Below are 23,752 nucleotides of genomic sequence, written 5' to 3' on the forward strand. Positions count from 1 at the left end.
GTCGGAGAGCGGTCCCTGAGGTTGCGTCGGTCCACTGCTGGACGGCGATGCGCAGGGTCGCGAGGAAGCCGGTCGCCAGCACCCGCGAGTGCAGGTCGGCGTCGGGCCGGTCAGCCGGCGAACCAGCTCGGCGGCCACCTCGCGCTCGACCGCCGTCGCCGTCGGTGACGTCCCCGGGCGTGACCGACGTGGACGACCAGGGCCGTCCCGAGCCGCCGCTGGCCGGCGACGAGACCGCCACCCTGCTCGGCTTCCTGGAGTACCAGCGGGCGACCCTGGCGTGGAAGTGCCGAGGACTCGGCGCGGTGGGGCTGCGGGCGACGGTCGGCGCCTCGGCGGTGACCCTCGGCGGGCTGCTCGAGCACCTGGCCTACGTCGAGGACGACTGGTGCTCGCGGTGGCTGCGCGGGCGCGATCGGCTGCCCCCGTGGGACGCCGTCGACTGGCGCGCCGACCCCGGCTGGGACTGGCACTCGGCCGCCGAGGACACCCCCGAGCAGCTCCGGCAGCTGTGGGAGGACGCGGTCGTGCGCTCGCGGGCAGCGGTGGCGGAGGCGCTCGCCGACGGGGGCCTGGGGCGACCGACCCGGCGCACCTGGCCCGACCGGCGGGCGCCGAGCCTGCGGTGGGTCCTCGTCCACCTGATCGAGGAGTACGCGCGGCACAACGGGCACGCCGACCTCCTGCGGGAGGCCGTGGACGGGCGCACGGGGGAGTAGGGCCGGGTCAAGGCGCGGCGTCGGCGAGCAGCCGGCGAACCGCAGGCGAGTGACGCAGCGCCACCACCCGTCCGGCCCGCTCGGCAGCGGCCAGGGTGTCGCGCAGGAGGTCGAGGCCCGGGCCGGACAGCGAGGTCACCGACCCGGCGTCGATCGCGGCCACCCGCACCGGCTCCCGGCCGTAGCGCCGCAGGAAGGTGTCGACGACGGCCGCGTCGACCGCGCCGGCCAGGCACAGCACGCCGCCGTCGGCGGTGTTCAGCAGCCGGACGACGCCTCGCACGCCAGAGGACTCCGGGCTCACGACCCCAGTGTGCCGGTGCTCCGCGTCGCCGGCCCGGCCCGGTGAGGGGCGCTCCCGCCGGGTAGGGAGCGGGGCGTGGACTGGCTCTCCGACCCGGGCTACTGGTCGAGCCGGCTGGTGTTCACCCGCGGGCTGGCGCTGGTCTACCTGGTCGCCTTCGTGGCGGCGCTGCGCCAGTTCCGGCCGCTGATCGGCACGCGCGGGATGCTGCCGGTGCCCCGCTTCCTGGCCCGGACGCCGTTCCGCCGGGCCCCGAGCCTGTTCCACCTGCACTTCTCCGACCGGTTCTTCGCCGCCGTCTGCTGGGTCGGCATCGCCTGCTCGGCGGCCGCCCTGGTCGGCCTGCTCGACCGGGCGCCGCTGTGGGCCTGGATGGCGGTCTGGGCGCTGATGTGGGCGCTGTACCTGTCCATCGTCAACGTGGGACAGATCTGGTACGGCTTCGGCTGGGAGTCGCTGCTGGTCGAGGCGGGCTTCCTCGCGGTCTTCCTCGGCCCGGCCCACGTGGCGCCGCCCACGCTGGTGCTGTGGCTGCTGCGCTGGCTGCTGTTCCGGCTGGAGTTCGGCGCCGGCCTGATCAAGCTGCGCGGTGACCCCTGCTGGCGGGACCTCACCTGCCTGCGCTACCACCACGAGACCCAGCCGATGCCCAACCCGGCCAGCTGGTGGTTCCACCACCTCAGCCCCCGGCTGCACACGGTCGAGGCGCTGGCCAACCACGCCACCCAGCTGGTCGTCGTGTGGGGGCTGCTGCTGCCGCAGCCGGTGGCCACCGTCGCCGCGCTCGTGGTGATCGTGACCCAGGGCTACCTGGTGCTCAGCGGCAACTTCGCCTGGCTGAACTGGCTCACGCTGGTCCTCGCGACCTCGGTCGTCGACGGCCGCGTCTGGGACGCCGTGCTGCCGGTGGACCCGCCGGCGGACCTGGCCGCGCCGACCTGGCACACCGTCCTCGTCGTCGTGGTCACCGCCGGGCTGCTGGTGCTCAGCTGGCGGCCGGCCCGCAACCTGGTGTCGCGGCGGCAGCGGATGAACGCCAGCTTCGACCCGCTGCACCTGGTGAACACCTACGGCGCCTTCGGGTCGGTCACCCGCACCCGCTACGAGGTGGTCGTGGAGGGCACCGACGACCCGCACCCCGGCCCGGACACTCCCTGGCAGGAGTACGAGTTCCGCGGCAAGCCCGGCGACGTGCGCCGCCGTCCGCCGCAGTACGCGCCCTACCACCTGCGGCTGGACTGGCTGATGTGGTTCGTCGGCATCGACCCCGGCTACGGCAGCCGCTGGCTGCGGCCCTTCCTCCAGCGGCTGCTCGAGGGGGACCGGGCCACGCTGCGGCTGCTGCGCCGCTCGCCGTTCCCGCCGGAGTCGCCACCGGCGTTCGTCCGTGTCCGGCTGTACCGCTACCGGTTCACCACGCGGCAGGAGCGGCGGGAGACCGGCGCCTGGTGGTCGCGCACCTCCGCCGGCGTGCTGGTCGACCCCGTCTCCCTGGACCAGCTGACCTCGCCGTCGCGGTGATCCGGGACGACCCGGTTCGTCGGGCCGCGTTCAACCGCCGGTCACGTCGCTGCCGTGGGGAGGTCGCGCTCGACGGCGAGCGTTCGCGGCGTGATCCCCCTCGACGTCGCCCGCACCCGCCCCGCCCCGCCGCTGGCCCGCGCCCACGCATCCGGCACCGGCGCCCGCCGTTCCCTCGGGGACGCCCTGCACTCCGGCTGCACCAGCGTCGAGGTGGGCGTCCGGCTGGTGGACGGCGAGCTGCGGGTCGACTGCGACCGGGCCGGCACCCGGCCCGGGGTCACCCTCCCGGCGCTCTACCTGGACCCGCTGGCCGCCCGGGTCGCCGCGCTCGGGGGCTCGGTGCACCGCGGCTGGACCAGGTCGCTGCAGCTGCTGGTCGACGTCCGCAGCGAGGGCCGGAGCACGCACGCCGCGCTCGAGGGGCTGCTGCGCCGCTCCCCGCGGCTGGTCACGCACTGGACCGGGGGCACCGTCCGGCGCCGCCCGGTCACCGTGGTCGTCAGCGGCAACCGCCCGCCGGTGGCCCTCGCGGCCGCGCGGCTGCGGTTCTGCGCCCTCGAGGGCCGGCCCGCCGACCTCGGCACCGGCTTCCCGCCGTCGCTGGTGCCGGTCGTCAGCGACGACTGGAACGCCCGCTTCACCTGGACCGGCGTGGGGCCCATGCCCGCGACGGAGCGGGAGGACCTGCGCGCCCTGGTCACGGCCGCCCACGCCCGGGGTCACCGGCTGCGGTTCCGGGCGACGCCCGAGAGCTCGGCCGCGGCGCGCGAGGCCGTCTGGGGCGAGCTGCTCGCGGCCGGCGTCGACCACATCGGCAGCGACGACCCCGGGGCCCTGCAGGCGTTCCTGCGCCGCGCCGACGCCGTGGTGGACGAGCACGTCGCCTGAGGGAGCGCCGCGCCGCGGCTAGCGTGGCGGCGTGCGGATCGCCTCCCTGCTGCCGGCGGCCACGGAGATCGTGACGGCCCTGGGGCTGGCCGACCGGCTCGTCGCGGTGACCTTCGAGTGCGCGCCGCAGGCCCGGGAGCGCTGCCCGGTCGTGGTGGACACGGTGATCCCGCCGGGCCTGACCCCCGCCGCGATCGACGCGCTGGTGCACGAGCGGGCCGCCCGCGGGCTGCCGCTGTACGAGCTGGACCGCGCGGCGCTGGCCGCGGCCGACCCCGACCTGATCCTCACCCAGGACCTCTGCCGGGTCTGCGCGCTGCCGGCGGCGACGGTGGAGGAGGCCTGCCGGGCCATCGGCACCGACGCCGCGGTGCTGTCGATCGACCCGCACAGCCTCGACGACGTGCTGGCCGCCGTGGCCGCGGTCGGCCGCGCGGCCGGCGCCGCCGACGCCGGCGAGGCGCTGGTCGCGGACCTGCGGGCCCGGCTGCGGGAGGTCGAGCGGGCGGTCGCCGGGCGGCCCCGGCCCCGCGTGCTGGTGCTGGAGTGGACCGACCCGCCCTACCTCGCCGGGCACTGGGTCCCCGAGCTGGTGCGCCGGGCCGGCGGGGAGCCGGTGGGCGCGGTCGAGGGCGGGCGCAGCGTCGCGGTCGCCTGGGCCGACCTGCCGCCGGCCGACCTCGTCGTCGTCGCGCCGTGCGGGATGGGGCTGGCGGCGGCGCTCGACCAGTGCGGCCCGGTCGGCGAGCACCTGCCGGGGGTCCCGCTGCTCGCGATCGACTCGGCCGGCTACGTGGTGCAGGCCGGCCCCGCCCTCGTCGACGGCGTGGCGGCGCTGGCCTGGGCGCTGCACCCGGACGCCGTCCCGGCACCCCCGCCCGGCCGCGTGGCGCGCCCGGCCTGACCGGTCAGCCGGCCTCGCCGAGGAGCAGGTCGACGAACGCGCGGGCGCTGGGCGTCGAGGGTGCGGGGGCCCGGTGCACCAGCCCGATGGGGTGCCGCGCCGCGGCGTCGTCGACGGGCAGGACGGCGACGCCGGGCACCTGCGCGGCCGTCGACGCGGGCACCAGCCCGGCGCCGAAGCCGAGCCCCGCGAACCGGGCGACGGCCTCGGAGGTGCCGAGCTCGAAGGCGAGCGCCCGCTCGACGCCGGCGCGGGCGAAGGCCGCGTCGGCCTGCAGGCGCAGGCCGGACTCGTCGGGCATCTCCACGAACGGACCGGTCGCGGCCAGCTCCCGCAGCGAGACGCCGGCGCGCCCGGCGAGGGGGTGGGTGCGCGCGACGACGGCCACCAGGGGCTCGTCGGCGAGCAGGTGGTGGACGACGCCGGGTGGGACCTGGTCGCCGAACAGGCCGACGAAGGCCAGGTCCAGGTCCCCGGTGCGGACCTGCTCGGCCATGCTCCGGCTCCCGGTGTCCTGGACGGCGATCTCCACCGCGGGGTGCCGCTCGTGGAACGCCAGCAGGGTCTGCTCGACCAGGGGCACCCCCCTCCCGGCCGTGCCGACCATGCCCAGCCGCAGCCGCCCGGTGACGACCCCGGCGAAGGCGTCCAGCTCGGCCCGGGCCACCTCGGCGCCCCGGAGCAGGGCCCGGGCGTGGGGGAGGAGCAGCTCCCCGGCGGGGGCCAGCCGGACCGAGCGGCTGGTGCGGTGGAACAGGGTCACGCCCAGCTCCCGCTCGAGCCGGGCGACCTGGGCGCTGAGCGCCGACTGGACGACGTGGCAGCGGGCGGCCGCCCGGGTGAAGCTGCGCTCGTCGGCCACGGCCACGACGTACTCCAGCTGGCGCAGATCCATCGCCGTCTCCGATCAGTGGGGCCGCATCGACGCGGTCGACAGTGTGGCGGAGGCCGTGGGTCGTCACCGTCGACAGGATTGTTGACAATCTTGTCGACGGGTTTAGGGTGGTCGGCAGAGGTCACGGGAGGTCGCATGGAGGACGGGGCGCACGGCCGCGTCGCAGCCGAGAGCCGGCTGCGGCACGCCATCACCCGCGGCGACCTGCCGCCGGGGCACCGGCTCGTCGAGGCCGACCTCGCCGAGGGGTTCGGCGTGAGCCGCAACGCCGTCCGCCTGGCGCTCGACGCGCTCATCGCCGACGGGCTGGTCGAGCGGATCCCCAACCGCGGCGCCCGGGTCCGCACGGTCTCCGTCGCCGAGGCGATCGAGATCACCGAGTGCCGCGCCGTGCTCGAGGGCCTGCTGGCCGCGAAGGCCGCCGAGTGCGTCACCGAGGCCGAGGTCGACCGGCTGCGCGACCAGTGCGAGCGCATGCGGCAGGCCGTGGCCGACGGCGACCTGCTGGAGTACTCCGCCCTCGTCGCCCAGTTGCACGCGCTCATCCGCGAGGCCGCGCGGCAGGCCACGGCCGGCCGGCTGATCGAGCGCCTGCAGGCGCAGATCGTGCGCCACCAGTTCCAGCTGTCACTGCGGCCCGGCCGCGCGCAGCAGTCCCTCGCCGAGCTCCGGCAGGTCGTCGACGCCATCGCCGACCGCGACCCGCCGGCCGCCGAGTCGGCGGCGCGCAGCCACCTCCACAGCGTCGTCGCCGCCCTCACCGAGTCCGTCGCCGACTGATGTCCCGTCCCCCCACCCCCGAGGAGCCGTCCGTGTCCCACTCCCACTCCGCGAAGCGCGCCGTCGCCCCGGCGGTGACGGCATGAGGACCGTCGTCGTCACCGACCCGCCCCGGGCGGACGCCGGCGAGGCCGAGAAGCTGGGCACCTTCGGCGTGGCCACCGTGCACGAGGCGCTGGGCCGGGTCGGCTACCTCGGCCCCGAGTACCGGCCGGCGTGGCCGGGCGCGCGGATCGGCGGCACCGCCGTCACGGTCGTCTGCTGGCCCGGGGACAACCTGATGATCCACGTCGCCGTCGAGCAGTGCCGGGCCGGCGACGTCCTCGTGGTGGCCACCAACTCGCCGTCCACCGACGGGCTGTTCGGCGAGCTGTTCGCCACCGCGCTGGCCCGCCGCGGCGTGCGGGGCGTGATCCTGGCCAGCGGCGTCCGCGACGTCGCCGAGCTGCGCGAGATGGGCTTCCCCGCCTGGTCGCGGGCGATCAGCGCGCAGGGCTCGGTCAAGGCCACCGCCGGCGCGGTCAACGTGCCGGTCGTCCTGGGCGGCCAGACGATCCACCCCGGCGACGTCGTGCTGGGTGACGACGACGGCGTGATGGTGGTGCCCCGGGCCGACGTCGCCCGCGCGCTGACCGCCTCGCAGGCCCGTCTGGACAAGGAGGCCGCCGCTCGCGCCGCCTTCCAGGAGGGGCAGCTGGGCCTGGACCGCTACGGCCTGCGGGAGCGGCTGCCGGAGTTCGGCATCGAGTACGTGACCTACGAGGAGTACCGGAAGGTGGCCGGCGGTGACTGACGCCTCCGGCTACGACGACGCCGGCGTCCGCTGCACGATGCTGCGCGGCGGCACGTCCCGGGGGCTGTTCTTCGAGCCGGGCGACCTGCCCGCCGACCCCGCCGCCCGCGACGACCTGCTGCTGCGGCTGATGGGCACCCCCGACCCGCGGCAGATCGACGGGCTGGGCGGCGGGACGTCGCTGACCAGCAAGGTCGCCGTCGTCGGGCCGTCGGAGCACCCGGATGCCGACGTCGACTACCTGTTCCTGCAGCTGGGGGTGGACGAGGCCACCGTCAGCACGCAGCAGAACTGCGGCAACATCCTGGCCGGCGTCGGGCCGTTCGCGGTCGAGCGCGGCCTGGTGCCCGCCGGCGCGGAGGAGACCACCGTGCGGATCCGGATGGTCAACTCCGACAGCGTCGCGGTCGCCACGTTCCCCACCCCGGGCGGTCGGGTCGAGTACCGCGGCGACGTCGAGATCGCCGGCGTGCCGGGGACGGCCGCGCCCGTGGTGCTCGCCTTCACCGACACCGAGGGGTCGGCGACCGGCAGCCTGCTGCCCACCGGCCACCTCCGCGACACCGTCGACGGGGTCGAGGTCACCTGCGTCGACAACGGCATGCCGGTGGTCGTCGCGACGGCGGAGTCCCTCGGGCTGACCGGCTACGAGCCGCACGAGCAGCTGGCCGCCGACACCGCGCTGCTCGAGCGGGTCGACGCGCTGCGCACCAAGGCCGGGCAGCTCATGGGCCTCGGGGACGTGAGCCGCTCGTCGGTGCCCAAGACCGTGCTGGTCGCCCCCGCCCGGGACGGCGGCCAGGTGTGCACCCGGTCGTTCATCCCCGTGCAGCCGCACACCTCGATCGGCGTGCTGGCCGCGGTGAGCGTGGCGACCGGCCTGCTCCTGCCCGGGGCGGTCGGGCACGAGCTCACCGCCGCCTGGGACGCCGGTCGGTCGCAGGTCGACGTCGAGCACCCCACCGGCCACCTGCTGGTCGACGTCGTCGTCGACGCCGCGGCCACCCCGCCGCGGGTGGTGCGCTCCGGGGTCGTGCGGACGGCGCGCAAGCTGTTCGACGGGACGGCGTTCCCGCGTGCCGCGGCGGGTGCCCGGTGACCGCCCGCATCGCGCTCCTCGGGCTGGGCGAGGCGGGGTCGGAGATCGGCCGCGACCTCGTCGCGGCCGGCGCCGACGTCCGGGGCTACGACCCCAAGGGGATCGTGGTCGAAGGGGTGCAGCCGCGCGGCAGCGAGGCCGAGGCGGTCGCCGACGCCGACCTGGTGCTCAGCGCGAACAGCTCGCACGACGCGGTCACGGCGCTGGTCAACGCCCTGCCGGCGCTGCGTCCCGGCACGGTCTGGGCCGACCTGAACACCGCGTCCCCCGGGGTGAAGGCCGCCCTGGTGGAGCAGCTGGCCGGCCGCGACGTCCCGGTCGTCGATGTCGCGCTGATGTCGCCGGTGCCCGGCAAGGGGCTGCGCACCCCGATGCTGGTCTCCGGCGAGGGCGCGGAGCGCTACGCCCAGCTCCTGGCCGGCTTCGGGATCTCGGTGACGATCCAGCCCGGCCCGGCCGGGGAGGCGATCTCCCGCAAGCTGCTGCGCAGCGTCTTCTACAAGGGGCTGGCCGCCGCGGTGGTCGAGGCGCTCGCCGCGGCCGAGGCCGCCGGCTGCGCCGACTGGCTGCGCGGCAACATCAGCGCGGAGCTGGCCGGCTTCGACGAGCGCACCATCGACCGGCTCGTCGACGGCACCCACCGGCACGCCCGGCGCCGCGCCGACGAGATGACCGCCGCCACCGACCAGCTCACCGAGCTCGGCGTGCCGCCCCGGATCGCCGCGGCCGCCCGCGACCTGCTCGTCGAGCTGCGCGACCGGCAGGACAGCTGAGCGGCACGGCGCCCCCCACCCCCACGCGAGGAGAGACCGCATGATCATCGACTGCCACGGCCACTACACGACCGCGCCGGCGCCGCACACCGCGTGGCGCACGGAGCAGGAGCAGGCGTTCGCCGCCGGCGCGGAGCCGCCCGCCTACCCGCAGATCTCCGACGACGAGATCCGCGAGACGATCGAGGGCAGCCAGCTGCGGCTGATGAGCGAGCGGGGCATCGACCTCACCGTCTTCTCGCCGCGCGCCTCGGCGATGGGTCACCACCTGGGCGACGAGGCGGTGAGCACCCGCTGGGCCCAGGTCAACAACGACCTCATCGCCCGGGTCGTGGAGCTCTACCCGGACAACTTCATCGGGGTCTGCCAGCTGCCGCAGTCGCCCGGGGTCCCGATCGGCAACTCGGTGGCCGAGCTGCGCCGGTGCGTCGAGGAGCTCGGTTTCGTCGGGTGCAACCTCAACCCCGACCCCAGCGGCGGCTCCTGGACGTCGGCGCCGCTGACCGACCGCAGCTGGTACCCGTTCTACGAGGCCATGGTCGAGCTCGACGTCCCGGCCATGGTCCACGTGTCCGCGGTGACCAACCGGAACTTCCACGCGACCGGGTCGCACTACCTCAACGCCGACACGACGGCGTTCATGCAGTTCGTCCAGGCCGACCTGTTCAAGGACTTCCCCGACCTGCGGTTCGTCATCCCGCACGGCGGCGGGGCCGTGCCCTACCACTGGGGCCGCTTCCGCGGGCTGGCCGACATGCTCGACCGGCCCGCCGTCGAGGAGGCGGTGATGGGCAACGTCTTCTTCGACACCTGCGTCTACCACCAGCCGGGCATCGACCTGCTCTTCGACGTCATCGACATCGACAACATCCTGTTCGGCTCGGAGATGGTCGGCGCCGTCCGGGGGATCGACCCGCGCACCGGGCAGTTCTTCGACGACACCCGGCGCTACGTCGAGGCGCTCGACCTGACGCCGGAGGACCGCACGAAGGTCTTCGAGGGCAACGTCCGCCGGGTGTACCCGCGGCTCAACGCCGCCCTGGAGGCCCGCGGCCGCTGAGCGCAGGGGGTGGCCGCCGTGCGTGCGAGGCGGCCACCCCGGCGCGGTCGTCGCGGCCGTGGCCGATCGCGCGCCGCGATCGCTGCGGCCACACCATGGCGTTGGACTGGTCGCTGGGCCTCTCGCAGACTCGGCGAGTGACGCGAGCCACGACCCCCGGGTCGGCCGGCCCGTCCCCGCACCCCGGATCGTCGACTGGAGAGGTCATGCCCCCGCTGCACGAGATCGCCCACCTGGCCCACGTCGAGCTGCGCACCCCGGTGCTGGAGGAGAGCGTCGAGTTCTTCACCCGGTACCTGGGGATGACGGAGAACGGGTCGTCGGGCGACTCGGTCTACCTCCGGGCGTGGGACGACTACGAGCAGGCCACCATCAAGCTCACCGCGCACCGCACCTCCGGCGTCGGCCGGACGAACCTGCGCGCGGCCAGCCCCGAGGCGCTCGAGCGCCGGGTCGAGGAGATCGAGGCGACCGGGCGGGGGGTCGGCTGGCAGGACGGCGACCCGGGGTACGGGCCGACCTACGTGTTCACCGACCCCGACGGTCACGAGCTGGGGCTGTACTACGAGTCGGAGTGGTACACCCCGCCGGCCGAGCTCAGGCCGGCGCTGAAGAACCAGGCCCAGGCCTACCCCTCCTCCGGGGTCGCCGTGCGCCGGCTGGACCACATCAACTACCTCGGCGTGGAGCCGGTGGTGAACCGGGACTTCCTGCGCGACACCCTCGGTGCGCTGGTCACCGAGCAGATCGTGCTGGACGACGGCACCGTCGCCGGCAGCTGGACCACCTTCACCAACAAGACCTACGACGCGGTCTACACCCGCGACTGGACGCAGACCCCCGGCCGGCTGCACCACATCGCCTTCGCCGTGGACACCCGCGACGGCATCCTGCGCGCCGCCGACATCGCCCTCGAGCAGGGCGTGCACATCGAGACCGGGCCGCACAAGCACGCCATCCAGCAGACGTTCTTCCTCTACGTCTGGGAGCCCGGCGGCAACCGGATCGAGCTGTGCAACGCCGGCGCGCGGGTGATGCTGGCCCCCGACTGGCAGCCGGTCGACTGGACCGAGGCCGAGCGGGCCAAGGGTCAGGCCTGGGGGCTCAAGACGATCGAGACCTTCCACACCCACGGCACCCCGCCGGTCGACACCCCGGGGCACTGACCGCCCGGCACCCCTTCCGCACCGACGCCCCTCCCGCAGCCGCGGGAGGGGCGTCGGTGCCGTTGCGGGCCCTGCCGGCCGGTCACGAGCCGGGTGTCTCGGGCTCCCCGGGGGTCTCGGGTCCCTCGGCGAGCAGCAGGTAGATCGACCGGCGGGCGTCGGCCAGGACCCGCGCCGCCGCGGCGCGCTGGGCGTCGGTGCCGGTGCGGGCGACCTCGCGGACGGCGCCGTGCAGCTGGTGCACCAGGCCGGGCAGGTCGTCGCCCGGGCCCGCCTCGCCGCGGCCGGCGAACGGGTCGGGCCAGGTCTGCTGCCGGGACTCCAGGTGCTCGCGGCCGGCGTCGGTGAGCGTCACGAGCTTGCGGCCGGCCTCGGCGGTGACCGTCACCAGGCCCTCGTCCTCGAGCTGGGCGATGGTCGGGTAGATGGCCCCCGGGCTCGGGCTCCAGCGCCCGCCGCTGCGCTCGGCGATGGCCTGCATCAGCTGGTAGCCGTGCATGGGCTCCTGGGCCAGCAGCAGCAGGACCGCGGTGCGGACGTCGCCGCGCGGGGCGCGTCCCCGGCCGCCGCGGCGGTGCGGCCGCGGGGGGCCGTCGGGCGGCCCGAAGGCGCCGTGGCGGGGGTGGTGGTGGCGCAGGCCGGGGTGCCGGCCGTCGTGGTCTCGCATGGGTCTCATGCTGTCCTCCTGTCGTATCGGATGACAGTAACGATACATCGTTACTGTCATCTGTCAAGGAGCTGTCGGAACCGGACCCCGCGGGACGGTCGCCGACTCCGCCGCAGCGCGCGGACGGCGACGACGTCCCGGGTCCGGCGCCCGGGGAACGGGCGGCAGCGCCCCGACGTGTTCACAGCGACCGCCCAGCCGCCGCACCGGATCCGTCGAGGAGGGGCGTGCACCGTCGTCCTCGACCGAGGAGGCGCCCATGCCCACCGCACCCGCCCCGACCGCGCCGGCGCGGCCCGTGGCCGGCGACGACCGCGTCCTGGTCGTCGTCGCCGGCCTGCCCGGCAGCGGCAAGACGACGCTGCTGCGGCGGCTGCTGGGTCCCGGCGTCCCCGGGGTGGCGGCCTACGACTCCGAGCAGGTCGCCGCCCGGCTGCGCAACCCGCTGCGACTGCCCTACCGCCTGCTGCGCCCGTGGGTCCACCTCCGGCACCGGGTGCGGGTCCTGCGCGGCGTCGGCGGGCCGGCGCCGGTCGTCGTCCTCACCGACCCGTGGACCAGCCGGACCTGGCGCGCCGCCGTGCTGTGGGCCGCCGGGCGGGCCGGCCGGTCGGTGCGCCTGGTGCTCCTCGACGTGCCCCGGGAGCTGGCCGAGAGCGGGCAGGCCGCCCGCGGACGGCGGATACCGGCCCGCCGGATGCGCCGGCACGCCGCCCGGTGGGCGCGGCTGTTGCAGGACCCGGGTCCGGGGGAGGTGCGCCGCATCGACCGGGAGCGGGCCGGCCGGACGAGCCTCGCCGAGGTCCTGGGCGCGTGGACTCCGTAACAGCGGGTCAACAGGGGCGACACGTCGCCGGGGGACCGTGAGGAGGTGGGCACCACCGGGCGGGGGACGACGGCGTGACGCGCGGCTACCTGCCCATCGAGGAGCACGCGGTCATCGGCGACCTGCGCACCACCGCGCTGGTGGGCACCGACGGCACCATCGACTGGTACTGCCCGGGCCGCTTCGACGCTCCGTCGCTGTTCGCGGCGCTGCTGGACGCCGAGCGCGGCGGCTCGTTCGCGCTGTCCTGCCGGACGGCGGCGCGGCCCAAGCAGCTGTACCTGCCCGACACCAACATCCTCATGACCCGGTTCCTCGCCGCCGACGCGGTGGGCGAGGTCGTCGACTTCATGGTCCCCGAGACCAGCAGCAGTGCCGCGCCGCGCGACCTGCTGGTCCGGCAGGCGCGCGCCGTCCGCGGGCGGGCCACCTTCGAGCTGTCCTGCACCCCGGCCTTCGACTACGGGCGGGCGACGCACACCGTCGACGTCGTGGAGGGCGTGGGTGCGGTGTTCCGGTCGGCCGCCGGCACCTGCGTGCTGCGCACGCCGGTGCCGCTCAAGGTCGAGGACGGCGGGGGAGTGGGCGCGACGTTCACCCTCGACGCGGGCGAGACGGTCGACTTCGAGCTCGAGTGGCGCGGCGAGGTGCGGCCGCTGCAGGCGGGGGAGACCGACCGGCACTTCGAGGAGACCTCGCAGTTCTGGCAGCGCTGGCTGGCGCAGTCCCGCTACCGCGGCCGCTGGCGGGAGATGGTGCAGCGGTCCGCCCTCACCCTCAAGCTGCTCGTCTACCACCCCACCGGCGCGCTGGTCGCCGCGCCGACGACCTCGCTGCCGGAGGAGCTCGGCGGCAGCCGCAACTGGGACTACCGCTACGCCTGGCTGCGCGACGCCGCCTTCACCACCTACGCGCTGATGACGCTGGGCTTCCTGGAGGAGGCCGCGGCCTTCATGGAGTGGATCCAGCAGCGCTGCGAGGCCGCGACGCCGGAGCGCGACGTCATGATCATGTACGCGGTCGACGGCAGCGAGCACCTGCCCGAGACGGTGCTCGACCACCTCGAGGGCTACCGCGGGTCGGCGCCGGTGCGGATCGGCAACAACGCCGTCGGCCAGCGGCAGATCGACGTGTACGGCGAGCTGATGGACTCGGTCTGGCTCTACAACCGCGAGGTCCCGATCTCCTACGACCTGTGGACGGGGCTCTCCAAGCGCCTCGACTGGCTGGCCGACCACTGGGAGGAGCCCGACGAGGGGGTGTGGGAGGTCCGGGGGCCGCGGCAGCGGTTCACCTACTCGGCGCTGATGACCTGGGTGGCCTTCGAGCGGGCCGGCCGGCTGGCCCGCGACCGCGGCCTGCCCGCGCCGGTGTCGAGGTGGCGCAAGCTGGCCGGCGCCGCCTACCGCTTCGTGCAGGACGAGTGCTGGGACCCGCGGATCGGCGCCTACGTCATGCACCCGGGCAGCACCGCCCTGGACGCGTCGCTGCTGTGCATGCCGCTGGTGAAGTTCGCCGGCCCCACCGATCCGCGCTTCCTCTCCACCCTGGACCGGATCGGCGAGCAACTCGTCTCCGACAGCCTCGTGCACCGGTACGCCATGACCGGCCACGACGGGCTGACCGGCAGCGAGGGGACCTTCAACCTCTGCTCGTTCTGGTACGTGGAGGCGCTGACCCGGGCCGGTCGGGTCAAGGAGGCCCGGATGGTGTTCGAGAAGATGCTCACCTACGCCAACCACGTCGGCCTCTACGCCGAGGAGATCGGCCCCTCCGGGGAGGCGCTGGGCAACTTCCCCCAGGCGTTCACCCACCTGGCGCTGATCAGCGCCGCGGTGAACCTCGACCGCGCGCTCGGCGGCTCCTGACCTCCCCCGCTCAGCGGCCGCCGGCCACGTCGACGACGGTCGCCGTCACGTAGGAGGCCTCCGGGGAGAGCAGCCAGGCGACGACGGCGGCCACCTCCTCGGGGTCCCCGCCACGGCGCATCGGCACCGTCGGCGCCAGCCGGTCCACCCTCCCCGGCTCCCCGCCCGACGCGTGGATGTCGGTGCGGATGAGCCCGGGCCGCACCGAGTTCACGCGGATCCCGTCGGCCGCGACCTCCTTGGCCAGCCCGACCGTGAGCGCGTCGACGGCGGCCTTCGCGGCCGCGTAGTCCACGTACTCCTCCGCGCCGCCCAGGACGGCGGCCCGCGAGGAGACGTTGACGATCCCGCCGCCGTCCCCGCCGTGCCGGGTGGACATCGCCCGGACCGCCTCGCGGGCGCACAGGAACGCCCCGAGCGTGTTGACCGCCAGCGTGCGCTCGATGCGGGCCGCGTCGAGGTCCTCGACCCGCGACTGCAGGCCGAGCGCCCCCGCGTTGTTCACCAGCCCCCGCACGGGGCCGAGCGTGGCCGCGGTGTCGAACAGGCCGAGCACGTCGGGCTCCCTGGACACGTCGGCCCGGACGGCGACGGCCTGCCCGCCGGCCGCCCGGCAGGCCTCGGCCACCTCCTCGGCCGGCTCCTCGCGGCTGGTCCAGGACAGGCACACGTCCCAGCCGTCGCGGGCCAGCCGCAGGCTCGTGGCCGCGCCGATGCCACGGCCGCCCCCGGTCACCACGCACACCCTCCGGCCCACCGCCGACACCTCCGGGAACGCTCGGGACACCGGTCGGCGAGTCTGGCAGGCGTGGGGTCAGTCGTCGTCCCAGTCGTCCTCGTCGTCGTCCCAGCCGCCGTGGTGGCCCCAGTCCTCGCTCCAACCGCCGCCCCCGCCGCTGCCGTCGTCCGACATCGCGGCCCCACTCAGGGCCCCGACGAAGAGGAGGAACAGGGCGGCGACGACGAGCACGACGGCCACCCGCGCCGCCCGCAGCCGGCCGGTGACGGAGGAGGTCAGGGAGGCCCGCACCTGCTCCGCGGCGAGCGACCCGAGCGAGCGCCAGCCCGGCGCCGTGCGCGGGGCGGGCGCCGGCGGGAGGTCCTCGGTGAGCGGGCCGAGGTCGTCCCGGTGGACGGCGGCGAACGCCTCGGCCATCCGCTCGCTGCCCTCGTCGGGCGTGAGCAGTCCGCGGGCCACGGCGTCCTGCAACTGCGTGACGGTGGCCAGGCGGTCGGCGTCCGAGGCGCGCATCCGCGGTGCGGCCTGGGCCGCGGTGTCCAGGTCGATCAGGGGTGGCATGGCTGCTCCTCCCGGTGGCGCGACGTGGAGAGGGGCCCAGGGTGCACCCGCACCGGGGGGTGCGGGCGGGTCCCGGCGCACGCCGGTCCGGAAACGGCACGAGGCCCCTGCCCGGCGGGTGTGCCGGGCAGGGGCCTCGTGCCGTGCGGTCAGGCGCCGACCGGCGCGGACAGCGGCTGCGGGGTGAACATCGGCGGCTCCTGCTCGGGGGTCAGCGCCGTGGGCCCGTAGAGCCAGTCCACGAAGCCGTAGTCGTGGACGTCGCGCTCCCGCAGGAGGTGGTTGCGGGCCTCCCGCTCCGCGCCGGTGAGGTGCCACAGCTCGCCCCAGGCGCGGGCGGTGGTCAGCACCCGCCGGCAGTGCTCGGGGCGCACCGCGTCGTAGGCGGCGAGCGCGGCGTCCCAGTCCAGCCGCCCCTCCGCCAGCTGCGCGCCGACGTGCTCGGACAGCACCCAGGCGTCCTCGATCGCCATCACCGCACCCTGCGCGAGGTACTGCAGCGGCGGGTGGGCGGCGTCCCCGGTCAGCGCCAGCCGGCCCTGGACCCAGTGCGGGATCGGGTCGCGGTCGTACATCCGCCACCACCGGTCGCGCCACATCAGCGGCAGGCCGGCCCGCACCTGGTCGCAGGCGCCGGCGAAGGCGGCGTCCAGCTCGTCGGGGGTGCCCCAGTCCTCCTCGCCGGCCAGCGCCTTGGGCGACCGGAACACCGCCACCTGGTTGAACATCTCGCCCCGGCGCAGCGGGTACTGCACGAAGTGGCAGTGCGGGCCGACGTAGAGCACGACGTCGCTCATCGAGACGTCGGCCTCCGCGACCTGCTCGGCGGGGATCGCGCCGCGGTAGGCGACGTAGGCGGAGCTGACCGGCCGGTCGTCGCTGATCAGCCTGCGGGCCACGGAGTACAGGCCGTCGGCGGCGAGGACGACGGGTGCGGTCTCCCGGCCGCCGGCGGAGACCACCGTGACGCCGCCGTCCACGTGCTCGTAGCCGGTCACCTGCACGTCGTTGACCAGGTCCACGCCGGCGGCGCGGCAGGCCCGCAGCAGCGTGCCGTGCAGGTCGCTGCGGTGGATGACGACGTACGGGGAGCCGTACCGCTGCCGGGCGTCGGCCAGGTCGAGGCGGGTGAGCACCGAGCCGTCGACGGCGTCCTTCATCACCAGGTTCTCCGGCTGCACGCCGAGGGAGAGCACCTCGTCGAGCAGCCCCCAGGACTCGAGGATGCGGGTGCAGTTGGGGGCGATCTGCAGGCCGGCGCCGACCTCGCCGAACTCCGACGCGCGCTCGAGGACGCGCACCCGCAGCCCCGTGCGGGACAGCGCCAGGGCGTTGGCCAGCCCGCCGATGCCGCCGCCGACGACCAGGACGTCGGGAGTGGTGGTCATCAGATCCCCTCGAGGGCCACCGGGTCGGCGACGATCGTGTTCTCGCACCGCCCCAGGCCGCTGACCTCCGTGGTCAGGCGCTGCCCGACCTCCAGGTAGCGGGCCGGCTTGCGCGCGTGGCCGACACCGCCGGGTGTCCCGGTGGCGATGACGTCGCCCGGCCGCAGGGTGGCGATCGTGGACACGTACTCGACCAGCGTGACCGGGTCGAACAGCAGGTCGCCGGTGGTGTCCTCCTGCACCGTCTCGCCGTCGATCCGCGTGCTGATCTCCAGCTTCGGGCGGACGCCGCCGGGCAGCTCGTCGGGGGTGACCAGGTAGGGGCCCAGCGGGGTGGTCGCCTCCCAGTTCTTGCCCTGCAGCCACTCGCGGGTGCGGAACTGCCAGTCGCGGCAGGTCACGTCGTTGAGCACCGAGAACCCGGCGATCGCCGCCTCGGCCTGCGCTCCGGTGGCCCGGCGGACCGGCGCGCCGATGACCACGGCCAGCTCGCACTCCCAGTCGAACTCGGTGGTCTCCGGCGGCTTGACGATGTCGTCGTTGGCCCCGACGAGGGTGTCGGCGAACTTGGAGAACAGCGTCGGGTACTCGGGCAGGTCCCGGCCCATCTCGAGGATGTGGTTGCGGTAGTTGAGCCCGACGCAGACGACCTTGCCCGGCCGCGGGACGACCGGCGCGAACGCCGCGCCCCGGGAGTGGGACACCTCCCCGGACGCGGCGGCAGCCCGCTCCTCCCAGCCCGGGTCGGCGAGGAACGCGCCCAGGTCGTCGGCCCCGAGGTCGACGAGGCGGTCGTCGTCGACCCGGACCGCGCGGGTGGCGCCGTCGAGGGTGCGGATGGTGGCCAGCTTCATCGGGGCGTGTCCTCCACGTGGACGCGGTCGAGGTGCAGGGCCTCGAAGATCGGGGTGTCGCTGAACCGGAACAGGTCCAGCGCGCCGGAGTCGGAGTCGCTGGGGCCGGCCTCGGAGCGGACCGACAGCGGCTGCCAGGAGGGGACGACGAACAGGTCGCCGCGCTCCACCCGCCAGGAGGCCTCGCCCACGGTCACCGTGCCGGTGCCGTCGAACACCTGAAAGACCGAGGAGCCGGCCTCGCGCCGGGGCGCGGTCTCGGTGCCGCTGCGGACGCGGTGCACCTCGGCGCGGATGGTCGGCAGCACGTCGCCGCCGGTGGTCGGGTTGGTGTAGCGGACCGCGGCGTGGCCGGGCTCGACCACGCCGGGCGCGCCCTCGGCCTCCAGTTCGAGCTGGTCGGTGAGCGCCGCGTCGGTGTCGGCCCACCGGTAGTTGAGCAGCGGCGTGCCGGGGGTGGCGCCGGGCGCGGACACCGGGCGCAGGCCGGGGTGGCCCCACAGCCGCTGCGACCGCGACCGCTCCGGCGTCGTCTTCTCCTCGTCGCTGATCCGGTCGCGGCCGAACTCGAAGAACTGCGACTCGGAGTTGTACTGGAAGGGGATGTCCAGCCCGTCGATCCAGGCCATCGGCCGGCTCGCGGCGTTGTGGTGGGCGTGCCAGTTCCACCCGGCCTGCGGCAGGAAGTCGCCGCGGTTCATCGGCACCGGGTCGCGGCCGACCACGGTCCACACGCCCTCGCCCTCGACGACGAAGCGGAACGCGTGCTGGGTGTGCCGGTGCTCGGGGGCGTCCTCGCCGGGCATGAGGTACTGGATGGCGGCCCACAGCGTCGGGGTGGCGTAGGGCTTGCCGCCCAGCGCCGGGTTGGCCAGCGCGATGGCCCGCCGCTCGCCGCCGCGCCCCACCGGGACCAGCGAGCCGGCGCGGTCGGCTAGCTGCAGCAGGTTCTGCCAGCGCCACACGTGCGGCACGGCGCGCGACCGGGGGTGCACCGGCATGAGGTCGCCGATCTCGGTCCACAGCGGGACGAGCAGCTCCTGCTCGAAGCCGCGGTACAGCTCCTCCAGCTCCGGCGTCGGCGTCGGCTGGTCGGGGGAGTCGACAGCGGTCAGCGAGACCGGCGAGGCGAGTTGCTGCGTCATGACAGGGGTACCTCCCGTACGGCGGTGGTCGAGTCGGGGGGACGTCGCCCTCCCCGGTGGTCCGCGTCCTCCAGCGTCCCGATTTTCCGCAGCAGGGGATACCATTTTCTGTTGTGAAGAACCGCCCTGCGTACGCGATCGCGTCGGTCGACTCGGCCCTGCTCCTGGCCACCCTCCTGCAGCAGGAGGGGGCGATGCGGGTGACCGACGCCGCCGAGCGCCTGGGGGTCTCGGTGTCGACGGCGCACCGGCTGCTCGGGATGCTCGTCTACCGCGACTTCGCCGAGCAGTTGCCCGACCGCCGGTACGGCGCCGGGCCCGTGCTGCGCAGCGGTCCCGTGCCGCAGGAGCCCGCCGCCCGGCTGCGCGAGGTCGCGGTGCCGCACCTGCGGCGGCTGGTCGACGCGCTGGGCGAGACGGCCAACGTGATGGTCCTGGCCGGCGCGGAGGTGCGCTTCGTCGCGACCGTGGAGTGCGACCAGGTCCTGCGCGTCGGCGACCGCACCGGCCGCACGCTCCCGGCGCACCAGAGCTCCGGGGGCAAGGCGGCGCTGGCCACCCTCGGCCGCGAGCAGCTCGCCGCCGCCGTGGCCGGGCTGGACGAGGCGTCGTCCGCGCGGCTGGAGCGGGAGCTGCGCACGATCCGGCGGCGCGGCTTCGCGGTCAACGACCAGGAGACCGAGACCGGGCTGACGGCGATCGGTGTGGCGGTGCCCGACCCCGCCGGTGCCGCGCGCGCCGCGCTGTCCCTGGCCGTGCCGACGGCCCGCTACTCCCGCGACCGGCTGCCGGTGTGGAGCTCCGCGCTGGCCTCGACCGCCGCCGCCGTGGCCCGCGACCTCGCCCTGACCTGACCCGGCCCCGCGGTCACCGGCCCGCGGCGGCGGTCAGACCTGCGGCCGCAGCGCACCGAGCGCCGGGGAGGACCGGACGGCGACGGTGAGGTCGTGCAGCGCCGCCCCGTGCGCGGCCGCCAGCGCGGCGCTGTCCTCGGTGAGCGTGGTGCGGTCGACGTACCCGCCGTGGTCGAGGTAGAGCCCCGGCGCCAGCACCTGGACGGCGAAGAAGCCGGCGAGCACGTCGCGCAGGTCGTTGACGGCGAGGAAGTGGGAGCCGCTGGCGCCGGTGAGCACGACCGCGGCGGCCTTGCCCTGCAGCGGCGCGGTCGTCTCGCCCCACGTGCCGCGCTCGAGGCGCTCGAGGACGCCCTTGAGCAGGGCGCTGTAGGTGGCCCGGTACACCGGGCTGCCGACGACGACGGCGTCGGCGGCCTCGACCGCGGCGACCACCTCGGCCTGCGTCACGGCGCTGAGCTCCAGGGCGGACACGCGGGCGCCGGACTCCTCCGCCCCGGCGAGGACGGCCGCGATCGCGGTGCTGGTCCGGCCTCCGGTCTCGGGCCCGCCTGCCAGTCCGACGATCGTCGTCATCGCGCCTCCAGGTCCGGGGGCGGTGCCCGGTGGCACGGCCCCGACGTCCCGAGGCTAGGGCGGCGCGCGGTGCTCGTCAGGATGGTCCCGTGACCTCTGCGACCCCCGGTCCGGCACTCCGCGTCGATGCCCCGCCGACGTCCTCGGCGGTCCCCGCCGACGGCTTCCCCGCCGAGGTCCGCGCGGCCGCCCGTCGGCTGGCCGGCGTGGCCGAGCGCACGCCGCTGCAGCGCAACGCCCGGCTGTCGGCCGCGACCGGCGCCGACGTGTGGCTCAAGCGCGAGGACCTGCAGGTCGGCCGCTCCTACAAGGTCCGCGGCGCGTACAACACGATCAGCCAGCTCGACGAGGCCGCGCGGACGGCCGGCGTGGTCTGCGCCAGCGCCGGCAACCACGGGCAGGGGGTGGCGTACGCCTGCCGGGCCCTGGGGGTGCGCGGCAAGGTGTTCGTCCCCGGCACCACGCCCCGGCAGAAGCGGGACCGCATCGCCGCCCTCGGCGGGGAGGTGGTCGAGCTGGTCGTGACCGGCGACTCCTACGACGAGGCGGCCGCCGCCGCGCTCGCCGCCGCCCGCGCGGGCGGGGCCACCCTGGTGCCGGCGTTCGACGCGCTGCCGACCGTCGTGGGTCAGGCGACGGTGGCGGTGGAGGTCCTCGAGCAGTTGCCGCAGCCGCCGGACGTCGTCGTCCTCCCGGTCGGCGGTGGGGGACTGCTGGCCGGCTGCGCGACCTGGCTGCGGGCGCACGGCCCCGCCACCCGGGTGGTGGGCGTCGAGCCGACCGGTGCGGCGAGCATGGCCGCCGCGCTGGCCGCGGGGCAGCCGGTGGAGCTGGCGGACATGGACACCTTCGTCGACGGTGCGGCCGTCCGCCGGGTGGGTGACGTGACCTTCCCGCTCGTCCGCGACTCGGGCGCGGAGCTGGTCGCGGTGGCCGAGGGGCAGATCTGCACCGAGATGCTCGACCTCTACCAGGTCGACGGCGTCATCGCCGAGCCCGCCGGGGCGCTGGCCACGGCCGCGCTGGCCGGCGGGCTGGTGACGGTCGAGCCGGGGCAGACGGTGGTGTGCCTGCTCTCCGGCGGCAACAACGACGTGAGCCGCTACGCGGAGGTCGTCGAGCGGTCGCTGGTGCACCGCGGCCTCAAGCACTACTTCCTGATCGAGTTCCCCCAGGAGCCGGGGGCGCTGCGGCGGTTCCTCGACGAGGTCCTCGGTCCGGACGACGACATCGTGCTGTTCGAGTACGTCAAGCGGGACAACCGGGAGACCGGCGCGGCGCTGACCGGCATCGAGCTGGGCAGCGCGGCGGACTTCCCCGCCCTGCTGCGCCGGATCGAGGCCAGCCCGCTGCGCATCCAGCACCTCGCCCCGGGGACGACCGCCTACCGGTTCCTGGTCTGAGCCCGGGGTCGGGCCGCCGGTCGGCTCGTCGCGGGCGGCGCCCGGCGGATCGCGGGCGCATTCTGTTGTGCAGAATCCGCTGCGGAAAACGATGTGCCGTGGGTCACGATCCGCTCGGTAGCGCGACGACGAGCAGGGAGGGCCACGTGCCGGATCAGGGCGAGCAGGCCGAGGACCAGCGGAGGGCACTGGCCGAGGCCAACCAGATCCTCGTCGACCAGCGCATCCTCGACGGCTTCGGGCACGTCAGCGTCCGGTGCGCCGACGACCCCGGCGCGTTCCTGCTGTCGCGCAACCTCGCCCCGGGGCTGGTGCAGCCCGACGACGTCCAGCGGATCACCCTCGACGGGACGACGGACGACCCGCGGCCCTCCTACCTCGAGCTGTGGATCCACGCCGAGATCTACCGGGCCCGCCCCGACGTCTCCGCCGTCGTGCACAGCCACTCGCCGGCGGTCATCCCGTTCGGTGTGTCCACGACGCCGCTGCGGCCGGTCCTGCACATGGCCGGCTTCCTCGCGCCGCAGGTCCCCGTCTTCGAGGCCCGGGACACCCTCGGGCCGGCGTCGGACCTCCTGATCCGCGACGCCGGGTCCGGTGCCACCCTGGCGGCGTCCCTGGGGCCGGCCTCGGTGGTGCTCATGCGCGGCCACGGGTCCACCACGGTGGGCGCGACGCTGCCGGAGGCCGTCTACCGGGCCGTCTACACCGAGGTGAACGCCGGCGTCCAGGCCGAGGCCCTGCGCCTGGGGGAGCCGACGTACCTCACCGACGAGGAGGCCGCCGCCACGGTGGCCACCATCACCCCGCAGATCGCCCGCGCCTGGGGTTTCTGGCGCGACCGCGTCCGGTGACCTCGCCGCACCCCCGTCCCCCGTCGCACGAAGGAGTTCGACCGTGACCGCAGCCAGGGCGCGCGCCGTCGCCGCCGGTGCCGCCGCACTGCTCACCCTCGCCGCCTGTGGCGGCTCCGACGACGCCGGCGGCGGGGGAGGGGGAGCCGACGGCGGGCTGACCCCCGTCACCATCGGCACCCAGCCGATCGTCGACTCCGCGCCGCTCTACCTGGGCGTCGACCAGGGCTTCTTCGAGGCCGTGGGGATCGACCTGACCATCGAGAGCGCCTCGGGCGGTGCGGTCGTCGTCCCCAGCGTGGTCTCCGGGGACTACCAGTTCGGCCGCGGCAACGTGCTCTCGACGATGATCGCCGTCGACCAGGGGCTGCCCCTGACCTGCATCACGAACGCGAACTCCACCGCCGGCAACCCCGACTTCGGCGCCGTGGTCGTCGCGGCGGACTCGCCGATCCAGTCGATGGCCGACCTGGCCGGCAAGTCGGTCTCGGTGAACACGCTGAACAACATCGGCGACACGACGATCCGCGCCGTCGTCGAGGAGGCCGGCGGCGACCCGCAGGCCGTCGAGTTCGTCGAGATCCCGTTCCCCGACGCCCCGGCGGCGCTGCAGACCGGTCAGGTCGACGCCGCGTGGATCCTCGACCCGTTCCTCACCGAGGCGGTCGACGCCGGTGCCCGCGTGCTCTCCTACAACTTCTCCGACTTCCACCCCGAGCTCGACATCTCCTGCGTGTTCACCTCACGGCAGTTGATGCAGGAGGACCCGGAGCTGGTCGCGGCATTCCAGCGGGCCATGAACGAGTCGCTGGAGTTCGCGCAGCAGAACCCGGACGAGGTCCGCCGGATCACCGGCACCTACACCGAGATCGACCCCGCCGTGCTCGAACGGATCGTCATCCCGACCTTCCGCACGGAGTTCAGCGAGGAGGCGATGGCGCTGCTCGGGCAGAAGGCGACCGAGTACGGGACCCTCTCGAAGGAGCCCGACCTGGACCAGTTGCTCCCCTGAGCAGCACGTCCCGCCGGACGAGAGGGGGGGGGGGGGGGGGGGGGGGGGGGGGGGGGGGGGGGGGGGGGGGGGGGGGGGGGGGGGGGGGGGGGGGGGGGGG

The 23,752-nt window shown here is 75.3% G+C and carries 25 protein-coding genes; 16 read left to right on the top strand and 9 right to left on the bottom strand.

The annotated features are described in order from the left end of the window. The first annotated feature begins 179 nt into the window (after positions 1-179). A complete protein-coding gene (locus tag ACI789_RS01530; protein WP_457006378.1) occupies positions 180-719 on the top strand; it encodes a DinB family protein in 540 nt (179 codons plus the stop codon). 7 nt (positions 720-726) lie between these two features. On the opposite strand, the gene ACI789_RS01535 is transcribed toward ACI789_RS01530, so the two are convergent. After that, positions 727-1,023, bottom strand: coding sequence for a hypothetical protein (locus ACI789_RS01535; protein ID WP_457006379.1), 297 nt, complete (start codon positions 1,021-1,023; stop codon positions 727-729). A 75-nt stretch (positions 1,024-1,098) separates the two neighbouring features. Here ACI789_RS01535 and ACI789_RS01540 point away from each other — a divergent pair, with 75 nt between their 5' ends. The 3 genes from ACI789_RS01540 to ACI789_RS01550 all read left to right on the top strand — a co-directional run bounded on the left by ACI789_RS01540 (position 1,099) and on the right by ACI789_RS01550 (position 4,339). After that, a complete protein-coding gene (locus ACI789_RS01540) occupies positions 1,099-2,544 on the top strand; it encodes a lipase maturation factor family protein (RefSeq protein ID WP_457006380.1) in 1,446 nt (481 codons plus the stop codon). Between the two features lie 90 nt (positions 2,545-2,634). Further along, on the top strand, positions 2,635-3,435 hold the full coding sequence (locus ACI789_RS01545; RefSeq protein WP_457006381.1) for a hypothetical protein: 801 nt from the start codon (positions 2,635-2,637) through the stop codon (positions 3,433-3,435). 31 nt (positions 3,436-3,466) lie between these two features. Further along, the gene (locus tag ACI789_RS01550) at positions 3,467-4,339 is read left to right on the top strand and encodes an ABC transporter substrate-binding protein (RefSeq protein ID WP_457006382.1); all 873 of its coding nucleotides are present in this window, start codon (positions 3,467-3,469) and stop codon (positions 4,337-4,339) included. 4 nt (positions 4,340-4,343) lie between these two features. Here ACI789_RS01550 and ACI789_RS01555 read toward each other — a convergent pair whose 3' ends face one another. After that, complete coding sequence (locus ACI789_RS01555) at positions 4,344-5,234, bottom strand: LysR family transcriptional regulator (RefSeq protein ID WP_457006383.1); 891 nt, start codon at positions 5,232-5,234, stop codon at positions 4,344-4,346. Between the two features lie 135 nt (positions 5,235-5,369). On the opposite strand from ACI789_RS01555, the gene ACI789_RS01560 reads away from it, so the two are divergent. The 6 genes from ACI789_RS01560 (at position 5,370) to ACI789_RS01585 (ending at position 10,905) form a co-directional block, all read left to right on the top strand. Continuing rightward, entirely contained in the window at positions 5,370-6,014 is a 645-nt protein-coding gene (locus ACI789_RS01560) for a GntR family transcriptional regulator (RefSeq protein WP_457006384.1), read from the top strand. 82 nt (positions 6,015-6,096) lie between these two features. Continuing rightward, positions 6,097-6,807 carry a 4-carboxy-4-hydroxy-2-oxoadipate aldolase/oxaloacetate decarboxylase gene (locus tag ACI789_RS01565; RefSeq protein WP_457006385.1) on the top strand — a complete coding sequence of 237 codons (711 nt, stop codon included), beginning with the start codon at positions 6,097-6,099 and terminating at the stop codon, positions 6,805-6,807. Further along, positions 6,800-7,906: a 4-oxalomesaconate tautomerase gene (locus ACI789_RS01570; RefSeq protein ID WP_457006386.1), complete on the top strand. Its 1,107-nt coding sequence runs from the start codon at positions 6,800-6,802 to the stop codon at positions 7,904-7,906. The genes ACI789_RS01565 and ACI789_RS01570 overlap by 8 nt, the downstream gene beginning before the upstream one ends. After that, positions 7,903-8,679, top strand: a complete 777-nt coding sequence (locus ACI789_RS01575; RefSeq protein WP_457006387.1) for a DUF1932 domain-containing protein — start codon at positions 7,903-7,905, stop codon at positions 8,677-8,679. Before ACI789_RS01570 ends, ACI789_RS01575 begins: the two co-directional genes overlap by 4 nt. A gap of 40 nt (positions 8,680-8,719) precedes the next feature. Beyond that, on the top strand, positions 8,720-9,739 hold the full coding sequence (locus ACI789_RS01580; protein ID WP_457006388.1) for an amidohydrolase family protein: 1,020 nt from the start codon (positions 8,720-8,722) through the stop codon (positions 9,737-9,739). 206 nt (positions 9,740-9,945) lie between these two features. Then, the gene (locus tag ACI789_RS01585) at positions 9,946-10,905 is read left to right on the top strand and encodes a VOC family protein (RefSeq protein WP_457006389.1); all 960 of its coding nucleotides are present in this window, start codon (positions 9,946-9,948) and stop codon (positions 10,903-10,905) included. Between the two features lie 82 nt (positions 10,906-10,987). Here the strand turns inward: ACI789_RS01585 and ACI789_RS01590 are convergent, their stop codons facing one another. Next, entirely contained in the window at positions 10,988-11,581 is a 594-nt protein-coding gene (locus tag ACI789_RS01590; RefSeq protein ID WP_457006390.1) for a PadR family transcriptional regulator, read from the bottom strand. Between the two features lie 250 nt (positions 11,582-11,831). Here ACI789_RS01590 and ACI789_RS01595 point away from each other — a divergent pair, with 250 nt between their 5' ends. Beyond that, the gene (locus tag ACI789_RS01595; RefSeq protein ID WP_457006391.1) at positions 11,832-12,398 is read left to right on the top strand and encodes an AAA family ATPase; all 567 of its coding nucleotides are present in this window, start codon (positions 11,832-11,834) and stop codon (positions 12,396-12,398) included. A 74-nt stretch (positions 12,399-12,472) separates the two neighbouring features. Continuing rightward, the gene (locus ACI789_RS01600) at positions 12,473-14,266 is read left to right on the top strand and encodes a glycoside hydrolase family 15 protein (protein WP_457006392.1); all 1,794 of its coding nucleotides are present in this window, start codon (positions 12,473-12,475) and stop codon (positions 14,264-14,266) included. Positions 14,267-14,276: 10 nt separating this feature from the next. On the opposite strand, the gene ACI789_RS01605 is transcribed toward ACI789_RS01600, so the two are convergent. From ACI789_RS01605 to ACI789_RS01625, 5 genes are all read right to left on the bottom strand, one after another. Further along, on the bottom strand, positions 14,277-15,053 hold the full coding sequence (locus ACI789_RS01605) for an SDR family oxidoreductase (RefSeq protein WP_457006393.1): 777 nt from the start codon (positions 15,051-15,053) through the stop codon (positions 14,277-14,279). Positions 15,054-15,080: 27 nt separating this feature from the next. Beyond that, a complete protein-coding gene (locus tag ACI789_RS01610; RefSeq protein WP_457006394.1) occupies positions 15,081-15,566 on the bottom strand; it encodes a DUF1707 SHOCT-like domain-containing protein in 486 nt (161 codons plus the stop codon). A 149-nt stretch (positions 15,567-15,715) separates the two neighbouring features. Continuing rightward, positions 15,716-16,954, bottom strand: a complete 1,239-nt coding sequence (locus ACI789_RS01615) for an FAD-dependent monooxygenase (RefSeq protein ID WP_457006395.1) — start codon at positions 16,952-16,954, stop codon at positions 15,716-15,718. After that, positions 16,954-17,808 carry a fumarylacetoacetate hydrolase family protein gene (locus ACI789_RS01620; RefSeq protein ID WP_457006396.1) on the bottom strand — a complete coding sequence of 285 codons (855 nt, stop codon included), beginning with the start codon at positions 17,806-17,808 and terminating at the stop codon, positions 16,954-16,956. Before ACI789_RS01620 ends, ACI789_RS01615 begins: the two co-directional genes overlap by 1 nt. After that, positions 17,805-18,953: a cupin domain-containing protein gene (locus tag ACI789_RS01625; RefSeq protein ID WP_457006397.1), complete on the bottom strand. Its 1,149-nt coding sequence runs from the start codon at positions 18,951-18,953 to the stop codon at positions 17,805-17,807. The genes ACI789_RS01620 and ACI789_RS01625 overlap by 4 nt, the downstream gene beginning before the upstream one ends. A gap of 113 nt (positions 18,954-19,066) precedes the next feature. On the opposite strand from ACI789_RS01625, the gene ACI789_RS01630 reads away from it, so the two are divergent. Beyond that, positions 19,067-19,807 (top strand): IclR family transcriptional regulator, encoded by a 741-nt coding sequence (locus ACI789_RS01630; protein WP_457006398.1) that lies wholly within the window; start codon positions 19,067-19,069, stop codon positions 19,805-19,807. Positions 19,808-19,840: 33 nt separating this feature from the next. On the opposite strand, the gene ACI789_RS01635 is transcribed toward ACI789_RS01630, so the two are convergent. After that, positions 19,841-20,383 carry an NAD(P)H-dependent oxidoreductase gene (locus ACI789_RS01635; RefSeq protein WP_457006399.1) on the bottom strand — a complete coding sequence of 181 codons (543 nt, stop codon included), beginning with the start codon at positions 20,381-20,383 and terminating at the stop codon, positions 19,841-19,843. Positions 20,384-20,472: 89 nt separating this feature from the next. Between ACI789_RS01635 and ilvA the strand changes: the two genes are divergently transcribed. From ilvA to ACI789_RS01650, 3 genes are all read left to right on the top strand, one after another. After that, positions 20,473-21,786, top strand: a complete 1,314-nt coding sequence (gene ilvA, locus ACI789_RS01640; RefSeq protein WP_457006400.1) for a threonine ammonia-lyase IlvA — start codon at positions 20,473-20,475, stop codon at positions 21,784-21,786. A gap of 146 nt (positions 21,787-21,932) precedes the next feature. Then, positions 21,933-22,640 carry a class II aldolase/adducin family protein gene (locus ACI789_RS01645; protein WP_457006401.1) on the top strand — a complete coding sequence of 236 codons (708 nt, stop codon included), beginning with the start codon at positions 21,933-21,935 and terminating at the stop codon, positions 22,638-22,640. A gap of 43 nt (positions 22,641-22,683) precedes the next feature. After that, positions 22,684-23,652, top strand: a complete 969-nt coding sequence (locus tag ACI789_RS01650) for an ABC transporter substrate-binding protein (protein ID WP_457006402.1) — start codon at positions 22,684-22,686, stop codon at positions 23,650-23,652. Positions 23,653-23,752: the final 100 nt, after the last annotated feature.

Source organism: Geodermatophilus sp. SYSU D00965, from assembly GCF_054050075.1.